17 protein-coding genes and 1 pseudogene are annotated in these 25,450 nt (G+C 73.8%); 6 read left to right on the top strand and 12 right to left on the bottom strand.

Going from position 1 to position 25,450, the window contains the following annotated elements:
• Window positions 1-101: 101 nt before the first annotated feature.
• The 11 genes from ACGFIA_RS00525 to mraZ all read right to left on the bottom strand — a co-directional run bounded on the left by ACGFIA_RS00525 (window position 102) and on the right by mraZ (window position 13,827).
• Window positions 102-920: a cell division protein FtsQ/DivIB gene (locus ACGFIA_RS00525; RefSeq protein ID WP_393257660.1), complete on the bottom strand. Its 819-nt coding sequence runs from the start codon at window positions 918-920 to the stop codon at window positions 102-104.
• Window positions 917-2,398: a UDP-N-acetylmuramate--L-alanine ligase gene (gene murC / locus ACGFIA_RS00520; RefSeq protein WP_393257657.1), complete on the bottom strand. Its 1,482-nt coding sequence runs from the start codon at window positions 2,396-2,398 to the stop codon at window positions 917-919. Before murC ends, ACGFIA_RS00525 begins: the two co-directional genes overlap by 4 nt.
• A 31-nt stretch (window positions 2,399-2,429) precedes the next feature.
• On the bottom strand, window positions 2,430-3,536 hold the full coding sequence (murG, locus tag ACGFIA_RS00515; protein WP_354870154.1) for an undecaprenyldiphospho-muramoylpentapeptide beta-N-acetylglucosaminyltransferase: 1,107 nt from the start codon (window positions 3,534-3,536) through the stop codon (window positions 2,430-2,432).
• On the bottom strand, window positions 3,536-5,038 hold the full coding sequence (locus ACGFIA_RS00510) for an FtsW/RodA/SpoVE family cell cycle protein (protein WP_393258567.1): 1,503 nt from the start codon (window positions 5,036-5,038) through the stop codon (window positions 3,536-3,538). The genes murG and ACGFIA_RS00510 overlap by 1 nt, the downstream gene beginning before the upstream one ends.
• Before the next feature lie 103 nt (window positions 5,039-5,141).
• Entirely contained in the window at window positions 5,142-6,269 is a 1,128-nt protein-coding gene (gene mraY, locus ACGFIA_RS00505) for a phospho-N-acetylmuramoyl-pentapeptide-transferase (RefSeq protein ID WP_357380781.1), read from the bottom strand.
• The gene (gene murF, locus ACGFIA_RS00500; protein ID WP_393257652.1) at window positions 6,266-7,675 is read right to left on the bottom strand and encodes a UDP-N-acetylmuramoyl-tripeptide--D-alanyl-D-alanine ligase; all 1,410 of its coding nucleotides are present in this window, start codon (window positions 7,673-7,675) and stop codon (window positions 6,266-6,268) included. Before murF ends, mraY begins: the two co-directional genes overlap by 4 nt.
• Window positions 7,672-9,234 carry a UDP-N-acetylmuramoyl-L-alanyl-D-glutamate--2,6-diaminopimelate ligase gene (locus ACGFIA_RS00495; protein ID WP_357380777.1) on the bottom strand — a complete coding sequence of 521 codons (1,563 nt, stop codon included), beginning with the start codon at window positions 9,232-9,234 and terminating at the stop codon, window positions 7,672-7,674. Before ACGFIA_RS00495 ends, murF begins: the two co-directional genes overlap by 4 nt.
• Window positions 9,235-9,286: 52 nt before the next feature.
• Window positions 9,287-11,500 carry a peptidoglycan D,D-transpeptidase FtsI family protein gene (locus tag ACGFIA_RS00490; protein WP_393257648.1) on the bottom strand — a complete coding sequence of 738 codons (2,214 nt, stop codon included), beginning with the start codon at window positions 11,498-11,500 and terminating at the stop codon, window positions 9,287-9,289.
• 3 nt (window positions 11,501-11,503) lie between these two features.
• Complete coding sequence (locus ACGFIA_RS00485) at window positions 11,504-12,085, bottom strand: hypothetical protein (RefSeq protein WP_357380773.1); 582 nt, start codon at window positions 12,083-12,085, stop codon at window positions 11,504-11,506.
• Window positions 12,082-13,191: a 16S rRNA (cytosine(1402)-N(4))-methyltransferase RsmH gene (gene rsmH, locus ACGFIA_RS00480; RefSeq protein ID WP_357381164.1), complete on the bottom strand. Its 1,110-nt coding sequence runs from the start codon at window positions 13,189-13,191 to the stop codon at window positions 12,082-12,084. Before rsmH ends, ACGFIA_RS00485 begins: the two co-directional genes overlap by 4 nt.
• Window positions 13,192-13,395: 204 nt before the next feature.
• Window positions 13,396-13,827, bottom strand: coding sequence for a division/cell wall cluster transcriptional repressor MraZ (mraZ, locus tag ACGFIA_RS00475; protein WP_073831045.1), 432 nt, complete (start codon window positions 13,825-13,827; stop codon window positions 13,396-13,398).
• A 355-nt stretch (window positions 13,828-14,182) separates the two neighbouring features.
• On the opposite strand from mraZ, the gene ACGFIA_RS00470 reads away from it, so the two are divergent.
• From ACGFIA_RS00470 to ACGFIA_RS00460, 3 genes are read left to right on the top strand one after another with little or no spacing between them, the layout of a single operon-like run.
• Window positions 14,183-15,430 carry a MurT ligase domain-containing protein gene (locus tag ACGFIA_RS00470; protein WP_357476813.1) on the top strand — a complete coding sequence of 416 codons (1,248 nt, stop codon included), beginning with the start codon at window positions 14,183-14,185 and terminating at the stop codon, window positions 15,428-15,430.
• A complete protein-coding gene (locus tag ACGFIA_RS00465) occupies window positions 15,420-16,142 on the top strand; it encodes a glutamine amidotransferase (protein WP_357380771.1) in 723 nt (240 codons plus the stop codon). Before ACGFIA_RS00470 ends, ACGFIA_RS00465 begins: the two co-directional genes overlap by 11 nt.
• A gap of 29 nt (window positions 16,143-16,171) precedes the next feature.
• Window positions 16,172-16,855, top strand: coding sequence for a TVP38/TMEM64 family protein (locus tag ACGFIA_RS00460; RefSeq protein ID WP_393258563.1), 684 nt, complete (start codon window positions 16,172-16,174; stop codon window positions 16,853-16,855).
• 45 nt (window positions 16,856-16,900) lie between these two features.
• Here ACGFIA_RS00460 and leuS read toward each other — a convergent pair whose 3' ends face one another.
• Window positions 16,901-19,741: a leucine--tRNA ligase gene (gene leuS, locus ACGFIA_RS00455; protein WP_357469566.1), complete on the bottom strand. Its 2,841-nt coding sequence runs from the start codon at window positions 19,739-19,741 to the stop codon at window positions 16,901-16,903.
• Between the two features lie 394 nt (window positions 19,742-20,135).
• Here leuS and ACGFIA_RS00450 point away from each other — a divergent pair, with 394 nt between their 5' ends.
• The 3 genes and pseudogenes from ACGFIA_RS00450 (at window position 20,136) to ACGFIA_RS00440 (ending at window position 24,976) form a co-directional block, all read left to right on the top strand.
• The gene (locus tag ACGFIA_RS00450; RefSeq protein WP_357380761.1) at window positions 20,136-21,191 is read left to right on the top strand and encodes a MoxR family ATPase; all 1,056 of its coding nucleotides are present in this window, start codon (window positions 20,136-20,138) and stop codon (window positions 21,189-21,191) included.
• 1 nt (window position 21,192) lies between these two features.
• On the top strand, window positions 21,193-22,491 hold the full coding sequence (locus ACGFIA_RS00445) for a DUF58 domain-containing protein (RefSeq protein WP_393257641.1): 1,299 nt from the start codon (window positions 21,193-21,195) through the stop codon (window positions 22,489-22,491).
• Window positions 22,488-24,976 (top strand): annotated as a pseudogene (locus tag ACGFIA_RS00440) (DUF3488 and DUF4129 domain-containing transglutaminase family protein). The gene ACGFIA_RS00445 and the pseudogene ACGFIA_RS00440 overlap by 4 nt, the downstream one beginning before the upstream one ends.
• Window positions 24,977-25,450 lie beyond the last annotated feature (474 nt).

The following is a 25,450-nucleotide window of genomic DNA, read 5'->3' as shown; positions in this document are numbered from 1 at the left end:
TCGGGGCAACGTATGCGCCGCCGCGCCAGGAGCCAAGGACCTGTTCCGGCGTGTCGCCGACCGAGCGACAGGGGACACAGCCCAGCTCGTTGAGCCACGGGTCACTCGAACGTGACCACGTCCGGCGCGCTGACGTCGATCCGGTCCGCCTTGCGGCTCAGCAACGCGGTAGCCACTGTGGACTTGTCCGCGCCCCGGGAGGCGTCGCCCCAGAAGACCTGACGCTCGCCGCGCAGCAGCAGCGTGATCCGCGCCAGCCCGGCCACGTCCACCGCGACCAGCTCCGCGCGCAGCTTCCCGCCCAGCGCGGCGAGCACCGCCAGGCCGGCCCGCGTGCCCGGGTCGTCGGGGCCCGGCCGGGCGACCCGGATCTGCGGCAGCCCGTCCGGCACCCGGTCCAGGCGCTGGAAGACCACGCCCGAGCCGTCGACGACGACGAAGCCCTCCCCCTGCGGCACCGCCGCCACCGGCGTGCGTTCCCGCACCCGGATCACCAGCGTGCCCGGCCAGTCCCGCTCCACGGTGGCGCTCTCCACCGGCGGCAGCGTGCCCACCCGGCGCGCGGTCGCGGCCAGGTCCACCCGGGCCAGCGGTTCGTCGTCCGGCACCGCCGCCGCGTCGCGGATCTGCACCGGGGTGACCAGCCGCGCGCCGACCACCCGTACCTCGCGCACGCCGAACAGCCCGGTGCCCAGCACCGTCCACGCGACCAGGCCCGCGACGGCAAGCACCGCGGCGGCCACCGCCCAGGGCAGCGCGGCCCGCATCCGCCGCTGCCGGGCGCGGGCCATGAACCGGCGGGTCGACGGCGGCACGGCGTCCGCGTTGGCCCGCACCAGCTGCCAGCGCCGGGCCGGGCTGCGCCGCCCGCCGCCGCCGTCCGGTCCGGGGGTACGGCCACGGGCCGGACCGGGACTCATCCGGCCGGGGTCGCCGCGCCGTCCGGGTCGACGCCGGCGCCGAGGCCCGCGCCCCCGCCGGAGCGGGCGAGCAGCGCGTCGAGCAACTGGTCACCCATCAGCGAGATCGGCGGCGCGCCCATGGTCACCACCACGTCGCCGGTGCGCGCCCGCCGGGCCACCTCGCCCGGCACGTCGTCCCACGACTCGACGAACACCTTCCGCTCGGCCGGCAACGGCACCACCTCGATCAGCGCGGCCGAGCCCTCACCGGGGCGGCGCGTCTCACCGGGACCGAAGACCTCAAGCAGCACCACCTCGTCGGCGATGCCGAGCGCGGCGGCGATCTCCGCCTGGTTGTCGCGGGTGCGGTAGAGCCGGTACGGCTGGAACACCACGATCAGCCGGCCGTCGCCGGCCACCTCGCGCAGCGTCTGCAACGCCAGCGTCATCGAGGTCGGGTGGTAGGCGTACTCGTCGTAGACGAGCACGCCGTCGGCCACGCCCTTGCGCTCGAAGCGGCGCCGCACGCCGGGGAACGCGCCGAGCGCGGCCTCCGCGGCGGCCACCGGCAGTTCCAGCAGGTACGCGGTGAGCACCGCGCCGGCGCTGTTGAGCGCCATGTGCCGGCCCGGTACCGGCAGCCGGATCTCGCCCAGCGGCCGGCCCTCGATCTCGGCCTGGTAGCGCACCCCGTGCGCGGACGAGACGACCTCGCTCATCCGCAGGTCCGCGCCGGCGGACTCGCCGTACGTCCAGACCCGGCGGCCCTCGGCCCGCAGCGTCTCGGCCAGCCGGCGCCCGCCCGCGTCGTCGGCGCAGGTGATCACGAAGCCGGCCGGGTCGGTGAGCCGGGCGAACTCCGCGAACGCCGCCTCCAGGGTGGCCAGGTCGCCGTAGGTGTTGAGGTGATCCGCCTCGATGTTCGTGATGATCGACACGAACGGGCGGTAGATGAGGAAGGAACGGTCGCTCTCGTCCGCCTCGACCACGAAGTGCTCGCCGGTGCCGTGGTGCGCGCCGGAACCCACCTCGGAGATCTCGCCGCCGATCACGAACGACGGGTCGGTGCCGGCCTGCTGGAGCACCATGGTGACCATCGACGTGGTGGACGTCTTGCCGTGGGTGCCGGCCACCGCCACCGTGCGGCGGCCGGTCATCGCGGCGGCGAGCGCCTCGGAGCGGTGCAGCACCCGCAGGCCCCGGCGACGCGCCTCGACCATCTCCAGGTGGTCCTGCGGGATGGCGGAGGAGTAGACCACCGTGTCCACCCCGTCGAGGTTGGACGCCTCGTGGCTGGAGTGGATGGTGCCGCCCAGCGCCCGCAGGCCGGCCAGCGACGGCCACTCCCGCAGCTCGCTGCCGGAGACCGGCAGACCCCGGGTGAGGAAGAGCCGGGCCAGCCCGGCCATCCCGACGCCGCCCACCCCGATCAGGTGGATCCGGCCCAGGTCCTCCGCCGTCATGGTGCCGGCGGGCGTGAACTGCGCGGTGTTCATGAGACGTACCTTCCCGTCGCGGTGTCCCACATCAGCGGGCGACCGCCTCGTAGACGAAGTTCAGCAGCGCCACGTCGCCGTCCCGGCGGCCGTACCCGGCCGCGGCGGCACCCATCGCGTGCAGCCGCTGCGGATCCCGGATCAGCGGGATCACCGTCCGCTCCAGCCACGCCGGGGTCATCTCGGCGTCGTCGACCAGCAGCCCGCCGCCGGCCTCCACCACCGGCAGCGCGTTGCGCTTTTGCTCCTGGTTGCTGTGCGGGTAGGGCACGTAGACGGCGGGGAGGCCGATCGCGGCCACCTCGGCGCAGGTCATCGCGCCGCCCCGGGCCAGCATCAGGTCGGCGGCGGCGTAGCCCAGCTCCATCTCGGACAGGTACGGCAGCGTGACGTACGGCACCGGCAGGTCGGTGGGCACCGAGACCGGCTCGTTGCGGGCGCCGATGACGTGCAGCACCTGCACGCCGTTGCGGGCCAGTTCCTTGGCCGCGCCGGAGACCGCCAGGTTGATCGAGCGGGCGCCCTGCGAGCCACCGGCGACGAACAGCACCGGCAGGTCGGGACGGAGTCCGAAGTGGGCGCGGGCGGCGTCGCGCAGCGCCGCCCGGTCCAGCCCGGCGATGCCCCGGCGCAGCGGCACACCCACCACGCGGGCGTCGCGCAGCGCCTCGGCCTGGGCCGGCTGGTGCGGGAAGCCCACCGCGACGTTCTTGGTGAACTTCATCCCGAGCCGGTTCGCCACGCCCGGCGGCACGTTCACCTCGTGGATGACGATGGGCAGTTCCCGCCGCCACGCGGCCAGGTAACCGGGCACCGAGACGTACCCGCCGAAGCCGACCACGGCGTCGGCCTGGACCTCGTCGATCACCTTGCCCGCCGCGCGCGCCGCCTTCCACATCCGGTCCGGGGTGCGCACCAGACTCATGTTGACCGACCGGGGAAGCTGGTAGGCCGGGATCTGCCGCAGGTCGTAACCGGCCGGCGGGATCAGCTCGTTCTCCAGCCCCTTCGGTGTGCCCAGGCAGGTGATCCGGACGCTCGGGTCGTGTCGGCGCAGGCAGTCGGCGAAGGCGAGCAGCGGGTAGATGTGCCCGCCCGTACCCCCTCCGCAGAGCACCACCGAACGCAGCGGACCCATCAGCGTCTCCTCTCGCTCGCCGCGCCGGCGCGCGCCCGGTCGGACCGGGCGCCGCGGGGCGCGGCCTGGTCGTCCTGCCGCCGCTGCCGGGACCGGGGCACGGACCCTCGGTCGGCCGGGGGCGGCGCCGGTCGGCGGCGCCGGCCGGGAAGCGGCGGCAACGGGGCCCACACTAGCCGGACCCATCGGGCGGGCGGACGGGCGTGCAGCGCTCGCGCCGCGTCCGGCTCGGCGCGGGCGAACGAGGCGAGCATGCCGATCGCGGCGAGCGTCACCACCAGGGCGCTGCCGCCGTCGGAGATGAACGGCAGCGGTACGCCGGTCAGCGGCAGCAGGCCGGTGACGCCACCGATGTTGATGACGGCCTGGCCGACCAGCCAGGCGGTCACACCGGCGGCGGCGAGCCGGCGGAACGGGTCCTCGACCCGGCGGGCGATCCGCATCCCGGTGTACGCGAGCACGGCGAACAGCGTCAGGACCACTGTGCAGCCGACCACGCCCAGCTCCTCCGCGACGATGGCGAAGATGAAGTCGTTGTGCGCCTCGGGCAGGTAGTTCCACTTCAGCGAGCTCTGGCCCAGGCCGACGCCGAACCAGCCGCCGTTGCCGATCGCGTAGCGGGCCTGCACGAGCTGGTAGCAGTAGTCCAGCTGCTGCTCGAAGCAGGTCTTCGGATCCGGCGGGTCGAGCCACATGGTGAGACGGCCGAGCCGGTAGTTGTCGGCGTCCCGGGAGCCGGAGCCGGCGCCGAGCGAGGCGGCGGCCACCAGCAGGCCGATGCCGGCCAGACCGATCGCGGAGAGCGCGGCGAAGACCCGGCCCCGCACGCCGGCCGCCCAGAGCAGCCCGACCACGAGCGCCAGCAGGCAGAGCATGCTGCCCAGGTCGTTGAAGCCGACCAGGACGAACAGCAGGCCCACCACCGGGAACAGCGGCGTCGCCAGTTCCTTCCACCAGCCCAGCGCGGCACCCTTGCGGGCCAGCACGTGCGCCGCCCACAGCACCAGCGCGAACTTCGCCACCTCGACCGGTTGCAGCGAGATCGGGCCCAGGGAGAGCGAGAGGAGTTCGGCCTTCAACGGCCCGATCGACGTCACCCCGAACAGCGAGTTCAACGCGACGAGCAGGTTGAGGGTGAGCAGCAGCGCCACCGCCACGCCCACCGCCGGGCGGCTCACCGCCCGGAACGTGCGCGCGGGCAGCCGCTGACAGGCCCAGAACGCGCCGATGCCGATCACCGCGAACACGGCCTGCTTGGTCAGCGACGCGGACGCGTCGCCGCCCTCGGCGAAGTCCTTCACGCTGGTGGCGGAGAAGACCATGGTGAGGCCGATCAGCAGCAGCAGGCCGGCGCTGGACAGCAGCAGGTAGTACGAGGCCAGCGGCCGGGCCAGCAGACCACGCAGCGCGGCCAGGCCACCGGCCGGATCCCAGCGCGCCACGGGCGGGTCGGCCGGTGGCGTGGCCGCCGGGGCACGGCGGGCCGGCGGGTCGCTGGTCACCTGGATGTCTCGTCCCTCCCCCACAGGCCCATCATGGCCGCTCCACCCGCCCGCCCGTGGCGCAACGGCCCGGTCGGCGTGTCGGATCCGCACACCCCCGGCGTCAGCTGACCGCGGCGAGGAACTCGCTGTAGAACAGCCCCAGTGCGATGGCCACGCCGATGCCCGCGATGATCCAGAACCGGACCACGATGTTGACCTCGCTCCAGCCGGCCAGCTCGAAGTGGTGCTGCAACGGCGACATCCGGAACACGCGCTTGCCGGTGGTACGGAAGGAGATGATCTGGATGACCACGGACATCGTGACGATGACGAACAGGCCGCCCAGGATCGGCAGCAGCAGGATGGTCCGGGTGGACATCGCCATGCCGGCGATCAGGCCGCCCAGCCCGAGCGCGCCGGTGTCGCCCATGAAGATCCGCGCCGGGGACGTGTTCCACCACAGGAAGCCCACGCAGGCACCGGCCGCCGCGCCCGCGATCAGCGCGATCTCCAGCGGATCGCGCACTGTGTAGCAGTACGCCTCGGTGTAGTTCGGGTCGGCGCACCAGTGCCGGTACTGCCAGAACGCGATGAGCGCGTACGCCGCGAGCACCATCACCGAGGCGCCGGTGGCCAGGCCGTCCAGGCCGTCGGTGAGGTTCACGCCGTTCGTGGCCGCCATCACCACCATGATGATCACGATCACCGCGCCGATCTTGCCGATCTCCAGCGCCGGGATGTCCCGGATGAAGCTCAGCGTGGTGCTGCCCACCGTCTCGGTGTTCGTCGCGTTGCCGCCGGCGTCGGTCATGCTGGACGGGAAGTAGACCGCCACCGCGCCGAAGACCGCGCCGACCAGGATCTGCCCGGCCAGCTTGCCCCGCTTGTTGAGGCCACCGCTGTGCCGCTTGCGCACCTTGAGGAAGTCGTCGATGAAGCCGACCGCGCCGGAGAACACCATCAGCCCCAGCAGCACCAGCGCCGTGATGGTCGGCTCGACCTGGGCGATCTGCGCGTCCGGCAGCGTGGTCAGAGCCAGGTGCCCGGCCACGTACGCGATGACGGTGGCCAGGATGAAGACCACGCCGCCCATCGTCGGCGTGCCCTTCTTGCCCTCGTTGCTGGCGAGCCCGAGGTTCGACCGGATCGGCTGGCCGGCCTTGAGCCGGGCGAACACCTTGATCGCGATCGGGGTGCCGAACAGCGAGATCAGGAACGCGACGCCGACGGCGACGATGACCGCCCTCATGCCGCGCCGCCCTCCGTGGCCGTCTCCCGGGCGTCCGCGCGCAGCGCGTCGGCCACCTCCCAGGTCCGGTACCGGGAGCCCTTAACCAGCACCACGTCTCCCGGACGCAGCTCGCTCCGCAGCACCTCGACGGCCGCCGCCTGATCGGTGAGCAGCACCGACTCTCCTCCCCAGTTACCTACCGCTGTCGCGCCCTCGTGGATCGGCGCCGCCGGCTCGCCCACCACGAGCAGCCGGTCCACGCCCAGGTCGGCCGCGAGCCGGCCGACCTGCTGATGCCCCTGAAGTTCGAAGTCGCCCAGCTCGGCCATGTAGCCGAGCACCGCGACCGTACGCCCCTCGCCGCGCATGCTGGCCAACGCCCGCAGCGCCACGCCGGTGGAGGCGGGGTTGGCGTTGTACGAGTCGTCGATCACCGTCACGCCGTCGGGGCGCTCGAACACGTCCATCCGCCGGGTGGAGACCAGGCCCAGCTCGTTCAGCGCCGCCGCCAGCTCGGGCAGCGGCAGGCCCAGCTCCCGGCCGACCGCCGCGGCGGCGAGCGAGTTGGAGACCTGGTGCCGGCCGGTCAGCCCGAGCCGCACCGGCGCGCTGCCCTCCGGGGTGACGAGGGTGTACGACGGCCGTCCCCGGCCGTCCAGCGTCACGTCCACGGCGCGCACGTCGGCGCGCTCCGACTCGCCGTAGCGGACCACCCGGGCCCGGGTCCGCGCCGCCATCGCGTCGACCCGCGGGTCGTCGGCGTTGAGCACCGCCAGCCCGTCGGACGGGAGCGCCTCGACCAGTTCCCCCTTGGCGAGCGCGATGGCCTCCACCGAGCCGAACTCGCCGAGGTGCGCCACGCCGACGTTGAGCACCACCGAGATCCGCGGCGGCACCACGTCGCACAGGTAGCGGACGTGCCCGACCCCGCGGGCGCCCTTCTCCATCACCAGGTAGCGGGTCTCCGCAGTGGCCTGCAACGCGGTGTACGGGTGTCCCAGCTCGTTGTTGAACGAGCCGGGCGGCGCCACCGTCGGGCCGAGCCGGACCGCGATCTGGGCGATCAGGTCCTTGGTGGTGGTCTTGCCGGACGAGCCGGTCAGCCCGATCACGGTGAGCGCGGGCAGCCGGTCGACCACCGTACGGGCCAGCCGGCCCATCGCGTCGAGCGTGTCGCCGACGAGCACCATCGGCACGCCCGGCACCTCCCGGGTGCCGAGCACCGCCACCGCGCCGGCGTCCACCGCGCCGGCCGCGTAGTCGTGGCCGTCCACCCGCTCGCCGGGGAAGGCGACGAACAGCCCGCCCGGGCCCACCTTGCGGGAGTCGAACTCGACGGTGCCGGTGATCCGGGCGTCCGGGTCGGCGCCGGCCAGCCGGCCGTCGACAGCTGCGGCCACCTCGGCCAGCGTCAGCGGGATCACCGCTGACCCACCAGGTCACCGAAGCGGGCGCGCAGCGCCGCCGCCAACTCCACCCGGTCGTCGAACGGCAGCACCTCGCCGCCGATCTCCTGGCCGCGTTCCTGGCCCTTGCCCAGCACCGCCACCACGTCACCCGGTTCGGCCACCCGGACCGCCTCCTCGATCGCCGCCCGCCGTCCGGGCACCTCGATGACGCGGGCCGGGGTCGCGGCGGCGTACGCGCCGGCCAGCACCTCGGCCCGGATCGCCGCCGGGTCCTCGGTCCGCGGGTTGTCGTCGGTCACCAGCACCACGTCGGCGCCGCGCGCGGCCACCCCGCCCATCACCGGCCGCTTGCCCCGGTCCCGGTCGCCGCCGGCGCCGAGCACGCAGATCAGCCGGCCGGTGGTCAGGCCACGCAGCGCGGTCAGCACCGCCTCGATCGCGTTTGCCTTGTGCGCGTAGTCGACCACCCCGCGCACCGGGGCGTCGCCGCTGACCAGTTCCAGCCGCCCGGGTACGCCACCGCAGGCGGCCACGCCGCGCGCCGCGGTCCGCGGGTCCACCCCGGCGGCGACCAGCAGCGCGACGGCCAGCAGCGCGTTCGCGACGTTGTGCCGGCCGGGCAGCGCGACGCCGGTGGGCAGCGTCAGGCCGTCCGGCCCGTGCAGCGCGAAGCGCTGCGCGTACCCCTCGCCGTCGACGCCGTCGGCCCACCAGGTCGCGTCCGGGTCGCCGGCCGCCGAGTAGGTGACGGTGCCCGGCCTGTACAGCGGGCGCAGCGCCGGGTCGTCGTGGTTGAGCACCTCGACCCGGCAGCGGCCGTCGAACAGCTTGGCCTTGGCCGCGAAGTAGTCCGCCTCGTCGGCGTGGAAGTCCAGGTGGTCGGAGCCGAAGTTGGTGTAGCCGCCGACGTCGAACCGGACACCGCCGACCCGGCCCATGGCGAGGGCGTGGCTGGACACCTCCATGACCACGGTGTCCACCCCGTGCTCGCGGGCCACCGCGAGCATGGCGTGCAGGTCGGTGGCCTCCGGAGTGGTCCGGACGCTGTCGATCACCAGGTCGCCGAGGCGGGTCTCCACGGTGCCGATCAGCCCGGTGACGTGCCCGGCGGCGCGCAACCCGGACTCGACCAGGTAGCTGGTGGAGGTCTTGCCGGCGGTGCCGGTCACCCCGATCACGGTCAGGCCGGCGGTCGGGTCGCCGTAGATGGTCGAGGCCACCTCGCCGAGCGCGTCGCGCGGGTCGTCGACGACGAGCACGGGCAGGCCGCTCCCGGCGGCCAGCTCCGCGCCGGCCGGGTCGGTCAGCAGGGCCACCGCGCCCGCCCGCGCGGCGGCGGCGGCGAACTCCGCGCCGTGGCGCCGGGCGCCGGGCAGGGCGGCGTACAGGTCGCCGGGGCGTACCTCCTGGCTGGCGTGGGTCACGCCGGTGACGGCCGGCTCGGCGGCCTCCTCCGGCGCTGTCGCCGCCACGCGGGCGGCGAGGTCGCCGAGCCGTACGGGACGCACGGTTGTGGGACGTGGATTGCCGGGCACGGCGTCAGACCCTACCCGGTCGTCCGGTTCCGACCGCACAGCCGCCCCGGTGGTTCGTCGCCACTCCCCGATGATGTCCCGCCGTTCCCGCTCAGCGCGGAAAGACCTCGAACTTCGGGGACTTGTTGGTGAGCGACGGCGGCACCCGGTAGTGGCGGAGAGTGAAGCCCATCATCTCCCGGAACGCGGGCGCGGCGACCGCGCCGCCACCGCCGCCGGGGCTCCACACGAAGACCGCCACCACGTACCGGGGGTTCTCCGCCGGGGCCATGCCGATGAACGAGCCGACCTCGCCGGGCTGGAGCTTGCCGCCGTCGTAGCGCAGCCCGGTGCCGGTCTTGCCGGCCACCCGGTAGCCGGGCACGGCGGCGGCCAGTCCGGTCCCCTGGCCGTCCGGGCCGTCGACGGTGGTGACCGCCTCCATCATCTGGCGCAGCGCCGCCGCGTTGGCCGGGCTGAGCACCGACCGGGTGGTGGGCGCCGCGGCGGGGCTGCGCTCGCCGTCCGCGCCGATGGTCTCCTTGACCAGGTGCGGCTGCACGTACGTGCCGTTGTTGGCGATCGTGGCGTACGCGGCGGCCATCTGCAGCGGCGTGGCGTCCACGCTGTGCCCGATCGGCACCGACCCGTACGCCGAGCCGCTCCACTGGTCCGGCGGGAGCAGCCGGCCGGGCGCCTCACCGGGCATGCCCTCACCCGTCGCCTGGCCCAGCCCGAACCGCTTCTGGTAGTCGAACAGCCGTTCCTTGCCCAGTTTCTCGGCGATCTCGATGGTGCCGACGTTCGACGAGAAGGCGAGCATGCCGGGGATGCTCATGGTGCGGCCGCCGACCGGGTGTGTGTCGCGGAAGGTGACACCGCCCCGCACGATCGTGTTCGCCACCGGGAACGAGGTCTCCGGCGTGATCACGCCCTCCTGGAGCGCCGCGCCGTACGTGATCGCCTTGTGGATCGATCCGGGGTCGACCACGAACGTGGTGGCCGCGTCGTCCCGGTCGGCCGGCGAGGTGACCTTCGTGGGATTGGCCGCGTCGTACGTGGGCTGGCTGGCCTGCGCCAGCACCTCACCGCTCGGGACCTCGATGATCACCGCCGCGCCGACGCTGCCCTTCACCTTCGCCGTCTGCCGGGCCAGGATCCGCTGCGTCATGAACTGGAGGTCCCGGTCGACTGTGAGCTTCAGCGAGCTGCCCGGCTGCGGCTGGGTGGTGCGGCTGTAGCCGCCCGGGATGGGTGCGGCCAGGTCGCCCAGGCCCACCTCGTAGGTCCGCTTGCCGGCCTGCCCGCGCAGCACGTCGTCGTACTTGGCCTCCAGGCCCTCCAGGCCGTTCATGTCCTGGCTGACGAAGCCGATCAGGTTGGCGGCCAGGTCGCCGCCGGGCACCTCGCGGCGCTCGTCGCGGTGCACGTTGATGCCGGCCAGCTCCAGCGCCATGATCTTCTTCGCGGTGCTGATCTCGACACCACGGGCCAGGTAGACGAACTGCGACGGGGTGTCGCTGCCGGGCAGGGTGCGCTCGCGCATCTTCTCGGCCAGGTCGGAGGCGGGCATCCCGAGCAGCGGGGAGAGCAGGCGCGCGGTGGCGAACCGGTCCTTGACCCGGGTCGGGTCGGCGAACACGTACCGGGCCTCGACGCTGTGCGCCAGCGGCTCGCCGCCGCGGTCGAGGATCGCCCCGCGCGCGGCGGGCAGCTCGACCACGGCGAGCCGGTTGGGCAGGCCGCCGTCGGCGTACGCCGGGGTGTCCACGGTCTGGAGGTAGACCAGCCGCACGCCGATGCTGGCGAACAGCGCCAGCGCCAGCACGGTGCCGAGCCGCAGGCGCCGGCGCGGGTCGCCCAGCCGCGGCGGCCGGCGCGGCTTGCGGACCGGGCGGCGGGGCTGGGCGGCCGGGCGGCGCGGCTGGGACCGGCGGCGCGGCGGCGGCGCGTCGTCCTCGTCGTCGAACGGTTCCCGCACCGGCCGGGACGAGACGGTCCGCACCACGCCGGCCCGGCCGCCAGCGGCGGCGGACCGGCGGCCGGACCGGGCGCCGTCGGTGGCGGGCTCGCGCGTGCCGGCCCGCCCGGCCCGGCCGCCGTCGAGCACCTGCAACGCGGGCCGGAACGGGTCGCCGGACCGGTTGCTCCGGGGGGTACGCCGTTGCTCGGCGCCGCCGCCCTCGCGCACGGTCCGCCCGCGCGGGGTGTACGCGCGGGCGTCGGAGATCCCGCCGAGGCCCGGCTCGCGCGGCTCCGACCCCCGCGACGATCCGCGCCGGGAGCCAGTGGCGTCCCGGCGCGGATCCTCCGATCTCGGCGGCATCGCTCAGCCTCCGTTGCCCTGCTGGCTGGTGACCGACGGGGCGCCCTGCGCGGGGTGCGGCACCCCAATGGTCTGCCCGTCCGGCAGCCGGATGTACGCCGGGTCCTCGGACTCGACCAGGCCGAGCTTGCGGGCGTTCGCGGTGAGGTTGCCGGGCGCCTTCTGCTCGGCGATCTGCTTCTTCAGCTCCTGCTCGTCGACGTTCAGCTTGTTCTGCTGCTGCTGGAGCTTCTCCAGCTTGAAGGCGTTCTCGTTGATCTTGGTGTTGACGGCCAGGATGCCCAGCACCCCACCGACCACGAGCACCAGGATCAACGCGACGAAGGGCGCCCGGGGAACCCGGATCGGCGCCGGCGGGGCGACCCGCAGGCGCGGCGCCGGCGTGCCGGCGACCCGGGTACGCTCGGCCGGCCGCAGGGCGGCGCTGCCCTGCGTCGGGAACTCGCGCGCCCCCCGGGCGCGAGCCTGCTCCCGGCGGTCGGCCGCCGTCGTGTCCGGCGTGGTGCGCTGCGCCGCGGTCCGGCCCCCCGACCGCGGTGCGCGCTGCCCGACGGCTCCCCGGCCGTCGCGCTTCTCGACGTTCATGTCCCCTCCCCCTCCTCGTCCGTCCCGTTCGCGTCCCCCGGGGCCGACCGCGGGTCCTCGTCGGACCCCGGTGACCCCGTCCCCGGTTGGTGCATCGCCTTCACCCGGCGGCGGTACCGTTCGCGGTCGGTACGCCCCTGCCGGGCCGCCTCCGGGTCGAGGCGTTCCGCTGCTCGCAGCCGTACCGAGGCGGCACGCGGGTTCGCGGCCACCTCCGCCTCCCCGGGCAGCTCGGCGCCCCGGCTCAACAGCCGGAACGTCGGGCCCGACCCGGGCAGTTCGACCGGGAGGTCGATCGGGCCCTTACTGCGGACCCGGTCGGCGAGCGCCTGCTTGGTGAGCCGGTCCTCCAGCGAGTGGTAGGACAGGACCACCATGCGGCCGCCCACTGTGAGCTTGTCGAGAGCAGCCGGCAGCGCCGTCTCCAGCGCTGCCAGTTCTCTGTTTACCTCGATCCGCAAAGCCTGAAACGTTCTCTTTGCCGGGTGTCCACCGGTTCGTCGGGCCGGGGCCGGAATGGCGTCGCGGACCAGCTCGGCCAGCCGGGCCGAGGACGTGATCCGGGTCCGCTCCCGCTCCCGGATGATCGCCGAGGCGATCTTTCCGGCGAACTTCTCCTCGCCGTACACCCGCAGCAGGCGGGCCAGGTCCGGGTGGGAGTAGGTGTTCACCACCTCCTCGGCGGTCACCCCCCGGGTCTGGTCCATCCGCATGTCCAGCGGCGCGTCCTGCGCGTACGCGAACCCGCGGTCGGGCGCGTCGAGTTGCAGGGACGAGACGCCGAGGTCGAACAGCACCCCGTCGATCGCCGGGTAACCGAGCCGGTCGAGCACCTCGGGCAGCTCGTCGTAGACGGCGTGCTCCAGGTGGATCCGGTCGGCGAACCGGGCCAGGCGGACCCGCGCGTGGGCCAGCGCCTCGGTGTCCCGGTCCAGGCCGATCAGCACCGTGTCCGGGTGCGCCGTGAGCACCGCCTCGGCGTGCCCGGCCAGGCCGAGCGTGGCGTCGACGTGCACGGTGCGACCGGGCCGGCCCAGTGCGGGGGCCAGCAGCTCGAGACACCGCTCGAGCAGCACCGGCACGTGCGTGCCGCGTAGCTCCCCCATGTCGACCCCCACCCCGTTCGCCAGCCGTTCCGTCACGTGTCCGTCGTCGCCACGACGCCTCGCCATACCGCCAGATCCCCATCCGCTCCCGCCCGCCGGAGGCCGCGGCCCTCCGTGTCGGATCGTGCGCCTGGCACCGGGGAAGGGGTGCCAGGAACTCGAAAGCGGCTGGAGATCTCGCAGTACGTCGGGCGCCGTCACGCCCTACAGACCGCCGGGCAGCACCCCCTCCTCGATGTCGGCGAAGTCGTCTTCGCTCTCCGCGAGGTAGGCCTCCCAGGCCGCCCTGTCCCAGATCTCCACCCGGGTGCTCGCTCCGATCACGACCAGATCCCGGTCCAGTGCCGCGTACGACCGCAGGTGGCCGGGAATCGTGACCCGCCCCTGCTTGTCCGGCACCTCGTCGTGCGCGCTGGCGAAGAAGACCCGGCTGTAGGCCCGGGCCGCCTTGCTCGTCATCGGCTGCGCGCGCAACTGGTCGGCGATCCGCTGGAACTCGGGCATCGGGAAGACGTAGAGGCAGCGCTCCTGCCCTTTGGTGATCACGACACCCCCCGCCAGTTCGTCCCGGAACTTCGCCGGAAGGATCAACCGGCCTTTGTCGTCCAGGCGCGGAGTGTGGGTGCCGAGGAACATCGGCCCAACCCCCTCGCCCTGAGCGGCGTTCGCGGCGCCGCTGACCCCCCGGGCCGGTGTGGCCCTCCCGGCCTCACCATCGCGCCCCACTCTACTCCACTTCCCTCCACCTGCAACCAGAATCGCCCGCGTGGCGTGGCGTTTCGGCGCGCAAAACCGCACGTCAACGCGGGTGGGGCCGAGTGGAGGGGGTGGAGGGCGCCCCACACCGTCCGCTACCCGACATCGACCGCCGCCGTCCGGCCCGGCGCGCTCCGGCCGTCCGCCGCGCCGTCCCCGGCCGAACGGTTCGCCGTCGGCGGCGATCTGGTGGAGGTGGCGGTCCGGTAACCTCGCTCGCGTGACGGACGCGAAGATGCCCTTGCGGGCGAAGGTGGCCAGCTCCGTGTCGCGCACCGCCGCGGCGCTGTCGCGGGCCGCGGGTCGCGGCGACGGCTCGGTGATCGGCGGCTGGATCGGCCTCAAGATCGACCCGGACCTGCTCGCCCACCTCTCGGCCGGGCGCGCGATCGCCCTGGTGTCCGGCACCAACGGCAAGACCACCACGACCCGGCTCACCACCGCCGCGGTCGGCGTGCTCGGCCGGGTCGCCACCAACTCCTTCGGCGCGAACATGCCCACCGGCCACACCTCGGCGCTCGCAAAGGCCGGCAGCACGCCGTACGCGGTGCTGGAGGTGGACGAGCACTACCTCGCCCAGGTGCTGGAGGCGACCGAGCCGCACGTGGTGGCGCTGCTCAATCTCTCCCGCGACCAGCTCGACCGCGCCAAGGAGGTCGCCATGATGGCGCAGCTCTGGCGCGCCGCCCTGGTCCGGCACCCGCGGGTACGGGTGGTCGCCAACGCCGACGACCCGATGGTGGTGTGGGCCGCCTGCCCGCCGGCCGACCCGGCCCAGGGCCACGTGCCGCCGCACGTCACCTGGTTCAGCGCCGGGCAGCGCTGGCACGACGACTCCTGGGTCTGCCCCGAGTGCGGCTCCACCATCCAGCGCTCCGGTGAGCAGTGGTGGTGCACCGGCTGCCCGCTGCGCCGTCCCGAGCCGAACTGGACGGTCGAGGACGACGGCGTGCTCGACCCCACAGGCGCCTGGCACAAGATCCAGCTCCAGCTCCCCGGCAAGGTCAACCTGGGCAACGCGGCCACCGCCCTCGCCGTCGCCGCCGAGTTCGGCGTACGCCCGGTGGACGCGGTCTCCCGGCTCGGCAGCGTCACCTCGGTGGCCGGCCGCTACGCCCAGGTGGACCGCGACGGGCGCAACATCCGGCTGCTGCTGGCGAAGAACCCGGCGAGCTGGCTGGAGGCGTTCGACATGGCCGACGTCGCGCCGACACTGCTGTCCATAAACGCCCGCGACCCCGACGGGCTGGACACCTCCTGGCTGTTCGACGTGGACTTCTCCCCGCTGGTCGGCCGGCAGGTGCTGATCACCGGCGACCGGGCGTACGACCTGGCGGTGCGGCTGGAGGTCAACGGCGTGCCGTTCCAGCACGTACGCGCCTTCGACGAGGCGGTCCGCGCGGTGCCGCCGGGCCGGCTGGAGGTCATCGCCAACTACACCGCCTTCCAGGACATCCGAGCGGAGTTGGACCGTGTCAACTGAGAGCCTGCGCATCGTCTGGATCTATCCCGACCTGCTGTCCACGTACGGCGACCGGGGCAACATGCTGATCCTGGCCCGCCGGGCCCAGCTGCGCGGCATGCCGGTCGAGGTGCTGGAGGTCCGCTCCGACCAGCGGCTGCCCGCCACCGCCGACATCTACCTCATCGGCGGCGGCGAGGACGGCCCGCAGGCGCTCGGCGCCCAGCGCCTGATCGCCGACGGCGGCCTGCACCGGGCGGTGGCCCAGGGTTCGGTGGTGTTCGGCGTCTGCGCCGGCTACCAGCTGCTCGGCACCTCCTTCTTCGCCAAGGGCACCCGCTGCGCCGGGCTGGAACTGCTCGACCTCTCCTCCGACCGGGGCCCCACCCGCGCGGTCGGCGAGCTGGCCGGCGAGGTCGACCCGCGGCTGGGCATCCCGCACCTGTCCGGCTTCGAGAACCACGGCGGCCGCACCCACCTCGGCCCGGGCGTGTCCCCGCTGGCCCGGGTCACCGCCGGGGTCGGCAACGACGGCGCCACCGAGGGCGCGTGGCGGGGCAAACTGCTGGGCACCTACTCGCACGGCCCGGCGCTGGCCCGCAACCCGGACCTGGCCGACCTGCTGCTGCGCTGGGCGACCGGCATCCACCAGCTGCCCCCGCTCGACGACACCTGGGCCGACCGGCTCCGCTCCGAGCGCCGCGCCGCGGTGGCCGCCGCACCGAGGCCGTGACCGACGCCGCCCGGCCGGGGCGGCGACCGGTGGCCCGCCGGCTCGCCGGGTTGCTGCGGCAACCCTCGGCGCGCCGGTTCGGGCTGCTCCTGCTGCTGCTCGCCGGGTTCGGCGTGACGCTGCTGCTGGTGCCCCGGCCGGACCCGGCCGACCTGCCCCGGCTCGCCGACTCGCTCGGCGACTACGGCCCGCCCGCGGCGGTGATCGGCGGCGCGCTGCTGCTGGTGGCGCTGGTGCCGCGCACGTTCGTCACGCTGGCGGCGGGCGCGATCTTCGGCCCGGTGCAGGGTGCCGCGTACGCGCTCGGCGCGGCGCTGCTCGCGGCGGCCATCGGCTTCACCGTCGGCCGGGTGCTCGGCCGCGACTTCGTCGCCGAGCGGGTGCGCGGCCGGCTGGCCCGCCTGGACGGCTGGTTCGCCCGGCAGAGCGTCTTCGGCGTGGTCACCGTACGGCTGCTGCCGATCGCCGGGTTCGGTCTGGTCAGCTACGGCTACGGCACCACCGCCGCCCGGGTGCTGCCGTTCCTGACCGGCAGCGTGATCGCCTCCGCCCCCACCGCCGTCGGGTACGCGGCGATCGGCGCGGCGGTGACCACGCCCGGCTCGATCAACTGGTACGCGGCCGCGCCGGCGAGCCTCGGCCTGATCGCCAGCGTGCTGATCATCCACCGCTGGTGGCGGGCCGAGCGGCGGCGCCGGTCCGAGCCGGCATGACCGGCGGTGGGCGTGCCCCCGATGTGGACACGCCCACCGGCCGGGTCAGGCGACGACCGAGACCATCCGGCCCTTCACCACGATCACCTTGCGCGGCTCCTTGCCGGCCAGCGTGCCGGCCACCGCCTCCAGCGCCGCCGCGCGCACGGTCTCCTCGGTCGCGTCGGCCGGCACCTCGACCCGGCCGCGGACCTTGCCGTTCACCTGAACCGGGTACGTGACCGACTCGGCCACCAGCAGGGCCGGGTCGGCGACCGGGAAGTCCGCGTACGCCAGTGAGTGCTCGTGGCCCAGCTTGTGCCACAGTTCCTCGGCCATGTGCGGGGCGAACGGCGCGACCATCAGCACCAGCGGCTCGGCCACCTCGCGCGGGGTACGCGCCAGCCGGGTCAGGCCGTTGGTCAGCTCGATCAGCTTGGCGATGGCCGTGTTGAACCGGATCCCGTCCATGTCGGCGCGGACCCCGTCGATCGCCTTGTGCAGCAGCCGCCGGGTCGCCTCGTCGGCCGGTTCGTCGGTGACCCGCAGCTGGCCGGTCTGCTCGTCGACGACGGTGCGCCAGACCCGCTGCAGGAACCGGTACGAGCCGACCACCGCCCGGGTCTCCCACGGGCGGGACACCTCCAGCGGGCCCATCGACATCTCGTACACCCGGAACGTGTCCGCGCCGTACGCCGCGCACATGTCGTCCGGGGTGACCACGTTCTTCAGCGACTTGCCCATCTTGCCGTACTCACGGCGGACCTCGGTCTCGCCGTGGAACCAGCGGCCGTCGACCTCGACGACCTCCTCGGCGGGCACGTACGCGCCGCGCGGGTCGACGAACGCGTACGCCTGGATCATGCCCTGGTTGAACAGGCGGCGGAACGGCTCGAACGACGAGACGTGGCCCAGGTCGTACAGCACCTTGTGCCAGAAGCGGGCGTACAGCAGGTGCAGCACGGCGTGCTCGGCGCCGCCGACGTACAGGTCGGTGCCACCGCAGTCGCCCGCGCCGCGCGGCCCCATCCAGTACGCCTCGTTCTCCGGGTCGGCGAAGCGCTGCGAGTCGGTCGGGTCCAGGTAGCGCAGCTCGTACCAGCAGGAGCCGGCCCACTGCGGCATCACGTTCGTCTCGCGGGTGTAGCGCTTGGGCCCGTCACCCAGGTCCAGCTCCACCTCCACCCAGTCACGCCGCCGCGACAGCGGGGTCTCCGGATCGCTGTCGGCGTCGTCGGCGTCGAACGTCTTCGGCGAGAAGTCCTCCACCTCGGGCAGCTCGACCGGCAGCATCGACTCGGGCAGCGCGATCGGCGCCCCGGTCTCGTCGTACACGATCGGGAACGGCTCGCCCCAGTAGCGCTGCCGGGAGAACAGCCAGTCGCGCAGCCGCCAGGTGACCGCGCCGGCGCCGTGCCCGCTGGCCTCCAGCCACTCGATGATGCGCGCCTTCGCGTCGGTGACGCCCAGGCCGTCCAGGTCGATGCCGCGATCCGGCGCGGCGCTGTTGATCGCCGGGCCGTCCCCGGTGTACGCCTTGCCGTCGAAGCCCTCCGGCGGCTGCACGGTCCGCACGATCGGCAGCTCGAAGACCTCGGCGAAGGCCCAGTCCCGCTCGTCCTGGGCGGGTACCGCCATGATCGCGCCGGTGCCGTACCCGGCCAGCACGTAGTCGGCGATGAAGATCGGGATCTGCCCGCCGGTCACCGGGTTGGTGGCGTAGGCGCCGACGAAGACGCCGGTCTTCTCCTTGCTGTCCGCCTGCCGCTCCACGTCCGTCTTGGCCGAGGCGGCCTTCCGGTACGCCTCGACGGCCTCACGCGGGCCGGCGTGCCCGCCGGTCCAGGCGTCCTTCGTGCCCTCCGGCCAGGCGGCCGGCGTCAGCACGTCGACCAGCTCGTGCTCGGGCGCCAGCACCATGTAGGTGGCGCCGAAGACGGTGTCCGGCCGGGTGGTGAACACCCGCACCGGGGCCGCGTCCGTCGGGAAGTCGATGTGCGCGCCGGTCGACCGGCCGATCCAGTTGCGCTGCTGCAGCTTGATCGGCTCGGGCCAGTCCAGTGTGTCCAGGTCCTCCAGCAGCCGGTCCCCGTACGCGGTGATCCGCATCATCCACTGCTTCAGGTTGCGCTTGAAGACCGGGAAGTTGCCGCGCTCGGAGCGGCCGTCGGCGGTGACCTCCTCGTTGGCCACCACGGTGCCCAGGCCCGGGCACCAGTTCACCGGCGCCTCCGAGACGTACGCCAGCCGGTGGTCGTCGACGACGCGCCGCCGCTCCCCCACGGACAGCTCGGCCCACGGGCGCCCGTCGGGGGTGGCACGGGTGCCGCCCTCGAACTCGGCGATCAGCTCGGCGATCGGCCGGGCCTTCTTCGCATCCGCGTCGTACCAGGAGTTGAAGATCTGCAGGAAGATCCACTGGGTCCAGCGGTAGAAGTCGGTGTCGATGGTCGCCACCGAACGCCGCTCGTCGTGGCCCAGCCCCAGCCGGCGCAGCTGCGCCTTGAACCGCTCGATGTTGGCCTCGGTGGTGGTCCGGGGGTGGGTGCCGGTCTGCACCGCGTACTGCTCGGCGGGCAGGCCGAACGCGTCGAAGCCCATCGCGTGCAGCACGTTGCGCCCGGCCATCCGCTGGTAGCGGGCGTAGCAGTCGGTGCCGATGTAACCCAGCGGGTGCCCGACGTGCAGGCCGGCGCCCGACGGGTACGGGAACATGTCCAGCACGTACAGCTTCTCGGCGCCCGCGCGCGGGTGACCCGGGTCGGCCAGCGGGCCGGCGGGGTTCGGGGCGTGGAAGGTGCCGTCGCGCTCCCAGGTGTCCTGCCAGCGGTGCTCGATCTCGTCGGCCAGGGCGGCGGTGTACCGGAACGGGGGAATGTCGGTCGCCGGTGCGGCTGCCTCACTCATGGCGTCTCCTCGGCGCGGATCGATACGAAATATGTGGGCGGTCTGCTGCGGGCACAAAAAAGCCCCTCGCGCAGGAGGGGCGGCCGTGCTGTCGCGCTTTTCAGCGCATCAACACGGCTCGGTAAGAAGCAGGAAGAACCCGGCCATGCACGCAGTGTACCTCGCGCCTCTCCGCACCCGCGCGCCAGTTCCGGCCCCGCGCCGGTCCCCCGGTCTGGCGAATATTCCGGGCGTAACCGACCGACCACCTGCGGGAGTCGGCGATAACGACAAACATGGTTAGCCTGAGAGGCCAGTGAGATTACTGCGGCAGACGTGGCTCGGCGTCGCGAACCCAACGGCGGGTCCAGGTGCTCTATAAAGAGCTGCCGTCCAGGCGACGAGGAGGAGGCCCGTGACACAACAGACCTGGGACGAGGTGGGCGGTCTGCTGCCGCACGACGAGTTCCGCGCCGCCAGCGAGGCCATCGTGGCCAACATCGAGCAGGTCATCGAGGGCAAGACCGCCACCGTCCGGCTCGCCCTGGCGGTGCTGCTGGCCGAGGGTCACCTGCTCATCGAGGACGTGCCCGGCGTCGGCAAGACCAAGCTCGCCAAGGCGATGGCCCGCTCCATCGACTGCTCGGTCCGGCGGATCCAGTTCACCCCCGACCTGCTTCCCAGCGACGTCACCGGCGTCAGCGTCTACAACCAGGAGACGCACGACTTCGAGTTCCGCCCCGGCGCGGTCTTCGCCAACCTGGTCGTCGGCGACGAGATCAACCGGGCCTCGCCGAAGACCCAGTCGGCGCTGCTGGAGTGCATGGAGGAACGGCAGGTCACAGTCGACGGGGTCACCTACCAGTTGCAGACGCCGTTCATGGTGATCGCGACGCAGAACCCGATCGAGATGGAGGGGACCTACCCGCTGCCCGAGGCGCAGCGGGACCGGTTCACCGCCCGGATCGCCATGGGCTACCCGGACCCGCGGGCCGAGCTGGCGATGCTCGACGGGCACGGCGCCACCGACCCGCTGCCGGGGCTGCGGCCGGTCTCCGACGCGGCCACCGTCCGCCGGCTGATCGGCCACGTCCGGCAGGTGCACGTCGCCGACGCCGTCAAGCAGTACGCGATCGACCTGGTCACCGCCACCCGGGAGGCACCCGACCTGCGCCTCGGCGCGTCCCCGCGCGCCACGCTCCAGTTGCTGCGCACCGCCCGCGCGGTGGCCGCCCTGGAGGGCCGCGACTACGTCCTTCCGGACGACCTCCAGGTCCTCGCGGTGCCGGTACTGGCGCACCGGATCATCCCCACCGCCGACGCGCAGCTGGCCCGGCGCACCACCGACGCGATCGTCTCCGAGCTGGTGCACCGCTTGCCGCTCCCGCACGACCGGCAGCGCTCGCCGTACGACACCCGGCCCGGCGGCGGCAACAACAGCCGCGGGCCGTACGAGCCGCGGAGGCCGTGACGTGCGCGACGGCCTGCGTGGGCTGACCACCCGCGGCCGCTCCTTCCTGGCGGCCGCGGTGGCCGCCGCGATCTCCGCCGGCATCCTCGGCGAGAAGGACCTGCTCCGGGTGGCGGTCCTGCTCGCCGTGCTGCCGCTGCTGGCCGCCGCGTACGTCGGGCGGAGCCGGTACAAGCTGGCCTGCAACAGGTCGCTGGAGCCGCACCGGGTGCCGGTCGGGGCCAGCTCCCGGGTGGTGCTGCGGTTGCAGAACCTGTCCCGGCTGCCCACCGGCACGCTGCTGCTGGAGGACCGCCTGCCGTACGCGCTGGGCAGCCGCCCCCGGGTGGTGCTGGAACGGCTCGGCGCGCACCAGGCCAGCTCGGTGGCGTACACGGTCCGGGCGGACGTGCGGGGCCGCTACGAGGTCGGGCCGCTGGTGATCCGGCTGACCGACCCGTTCGGACTGTGCGAGCTGACCCGGTCGTTCCCCAGCACCGACCACCTCACGGTGATCCCGCAGGTCACCCCGCTGCCGTCGGTGCGGCTCCCCGGTGAGTACGCGGGCAGCGGCGACAGCCGGGCCCGCTCGGTGGCGGTGCACGGCGAGGACGACGCCGCCACCCGGGAGTACCGGATGGGCGACGACCTGCGCCGGGTGCACTGGAAGTCCACCGCCCGCACCGGTGAGCTGATGGTGCGCCGCGAGGAGCAGCCGTGGGAGAGCCGCGCCACGGTGGTGCTCGACACCCGCGCCGGCGGGCACCGGGGCGAGGGCCCGACGGCAAGCTTCGAGTGGGCGGTCTCGGCGGCGGCCAGCGTCGCCGTGCACCTGCGCGAGGCCGGCTACAAGCTGCGGCTGGTCACCGGCAACGGCGCCGACGTCGGGGCCACCGAGGCCGGCGGCGAGGGACTGCTCCTCGACCACCTCGCCGACGTGCACCTGGACCGGCGCGGCGAGATCACCACGCTGGTGCAGCAGGTCCGGCAGCGGGCCGACGGCGGTCTGATCATCGCGATGCTCGGCACGCTCGGCGCCGCCGAGGCGGAACTGCTGGCCGGCTTGCGCGGCAACGGCGCCACCTGTGTGGCGTTCCTGCTGGACAGCAACACCTGGCTCAACCTGCCACCCAACGCCCGGGCCGAGGCGGAGCGGGCACACGGCGCCGCCGCGCTCGCGCTGCTGCAGAGCGGCTGGCGGGTCATCGGGGTGGAGCACGGCACGCGCCTGCCGATGGTGTGGCCGCAGGCCGGACGGGGCTCGCAGGGCTTCGCGCTGCGAGCGGCCATGGCCGAGACGGTGGCCGGCGGACGACGATGACCGGAAGGATGTCCCTGTGACCCCGCACCGCAACATCGGGTTCGTCGCCGCGGCGGCGACGCTGCTGGCGGCGGCACCGCTGTCGGCGATCTTCGAACGCTGGACCTGGCTGATCCAGGCCGCCGTCGTGGTCGCCGTGGTGGCCGGCTCGGCCGCGTTGAGCCGCCTGGGCCGGTTCCCGCTGTGGGGGCAGGTGCTCGCCATGCTGGCCGGGCTGACCCTGGGCCTGACGTGGGTCTTCCCCGGCGGCACCGAACTGCTCGCGTTCGTGCCGACCCCTGCGACGTTCGCCCACTTCGGCGACCTGCTCCAGGCGTCGTTGCAGGACATGCGCTCGTACGGCGTGAAGGTGCCGGACGTCGACTCGCTGCTGTTCCTCGCGGTGCTCGGCATCGGCGCGGTGGCGGTGGTGGTGGACGTGCTCGCGGTCGGGTTGCGCCGGCCCGCGCTGGCCGGCCTGCCGATGCTCGCCATCTACTCGGTGCCGGTCGCGGTGTACGTGGACAGCGTCCCGGCCACCCCGTTCGTGGTGGGCGCCGCCGGTTACCTCTGGCTGCTGGTCACCGACAACGTCGACCGGGTACGCCGGTTCGGCCGCCGGTTCACCGGCGAGGGGCGAGACGTGGACGTCTGGGAGGCGTCCCCGCTGGCCGCGGCGGGACGACGGCTCGCGGTGGTCGGCGTGATCGTGGCGGTGGCGCTGCCGCTCGCGGTGCCCGGGATGACCGGCGGCCTGATGAACAACGTCGGCAACGGGCCCGGCGACGGCAGCGGGCGGCCGGGCCAGGGCGGCAGTTCGGGCCGGGTCGACCTGTTCGCGGCGCTCAGCGGCCAGCTCAACCAGAGTGAGGAAGTCGAGCTGGTCAAGGTCAGCACCGACGAGACGACGCCGTTCTACCTGCGCCTGGGCGTGGTCGACGACCTTCGGCCGAGCGGCTTCCAGGCACGCGTGCCGACCGGGCGGCCGATCACCCGGCCGCTGCCCGACCCGAGGGAACGCGCCGTGCGCGGCGTGGAGCAGCAGCGCTACCGCGCCACGGTCGAGGTGACGAAGAACCTCAACATGCCGTTGCTGCCGGTCTACGCCGAGCCGGTCAAGACCGACGACCTCAACGGCAACTGGCTGTACGACCCGAACCAGCAGGTCGTCTTCTCCAACCGGGACAACGCCCGCGGCAAGAGCTACTCGTTCGACTACGTCCGGTCCACGTTCAGCCCCACGGCGCTGCGCACCGCCCCGTCACTGCCCTCGGACAGCCCGGTGATGCGGCAGCAGACCGAGCGGCCGTCGGTCCCGGCCGTCGAGGAACTGGTCGCGCAGCTGGTGAAGAGCAAGTCGACCGACTACGACAAGGTCCGGGCGATCTACGACTACTTCTCCGTGGAGAACGGCTTCACCTACTCGCTGTCCACCCGCAACGGCAGCAGCGGTGAGGACATCACCGACTTCCTCGCCACCAAGGTCGGCTACTGCCAGCAGTACGCCGCGGCGATGGCCTGGCTGGTCCGGGCCGCCGGCATCCCCGCCCGGGTGGCGGTCGGGTTCACGAACGGCAGCAGGGCCGAGGGCGGCACGTACGTGCTGACCAACCAGAACCTGCACGCCTGGACCGAGGTCTACTTCGGCGGGATCGGCTGGGTGCCGTTCGACGCCACCCCGGCGGCGGCGGTGGCCGGCTCGGTCCGCTCGGCCTGGGCGCCGGACATCGACGCCCCCGAGGAGGTCACCCCCTCGGCCGGCAGCACCGCCGTTCCCGACGCGGCCGGCCCGTCGGCCGGGCCGAACGAGACGGACCGGCTGGACAAGGACGCCGACCAGGGCCTGGCCCTGAACCAGGGCGGCCCGGCCGAGGAGAGCCCGGTCTGGCCGTGGTGGCTGGCCGGCGCTCTGCTGGCGCTGCTGGCGCTGCTGGCCGTACCGGCCCTGCGCCGCTCCGCCCTGCGCCGCCGCCGGCGTGCCCGGACGGTCACGCCCGCGGCCACCGCGCTTCCGGTGCCGGGCCAGCGCGGCGAGACGCGGGAGGTGGTCGTCGGCGTGGACGCCGAGGCGGCCCGCGCCGACGCGCACGCCGCCTGGGACGAGCTGCTCGACACGCTCGTCGACTTCCAGGTCCGGGTGGACCGCACGGAGACCCCGCGGGCGACCGCCGAGCGGCTGGCCCGGGAGGCGCTCGCCGAGCGCGGGGACGCCGCGACCGGCGTACGCCTGCTCGGCCGCGCCGAGGAGCGCGCCCGGTACGCCCGCGACCCGCTGACCGACGCGGAGCTGCAGCCGGCGCTGCGTACGGTCCGGGGCGCGCTGGCGGCCGGCGCGGACCGCCGCACCCGGCTGATGGCGGCGCTGCTGCCCCCGTCGGTGCTGCAGCGCTGGCGTACCGGCCTGGCCGAACGGTCGGCAAGGGTGGTGACCACGAGCGGCCAGGTCCGCCAGCGCCTCACGCGCTGGAGCCCGCGCCGCCTCCTGGCCGGCCGCCCCGCCCGCTGACCCCCCTCCCGGCCCTCCGGCCGCTCCCCCGGTGATCAAGGAGTTGGTGTCCGGATCCGGCTCTGCTGAGGACACAAACTCCTTGATCACCGGGGTGGGCCGCCTGCTCCGGTGCGGCGCGCGCCCGTGCACGCCGCCTGGGCGGGTGAGGGCGGTCGACTGGACGCTTCCGCCCTGGCGCCCGCGAGACCTTGGTACGAAATGGCCCCCATAGGGGCGCTTTCGTACCAAGATCTTTTCTGGGTCCTGCGATGCGGGAGGCTCGTCTTGCTGGGCAGGAAGGGGTGTCGGTGATCATGGCCGAGTGGGTGCGGCGGGGTGCACGCGGGACGGAGGAGACGTCGGCAGGCGGGCGCTGCGCGACGAAAGCTCGGACGGAGACCCGGCGCGCGCTGCGCGGGACGGAAGCGTGACGCCGCGCCGGACGGACGCGTGACGGAAGCGTGACGCCGCACCGGACGGACGCGGGACGGA

The organism is Micromonospora sp. NPDC049203, assembly GCF_043197215.1.
Lineage (GTDB): Bacteria > Actinomycetota > Actinomycetes > Mycobacteriales > Micromonosporaceae > Micromonospora.
The sequence above is the reverse complement of the archived record's forward strand: the minus strand, read 5'-3'. Positions and strand labels throughout refer to the sequence as shown.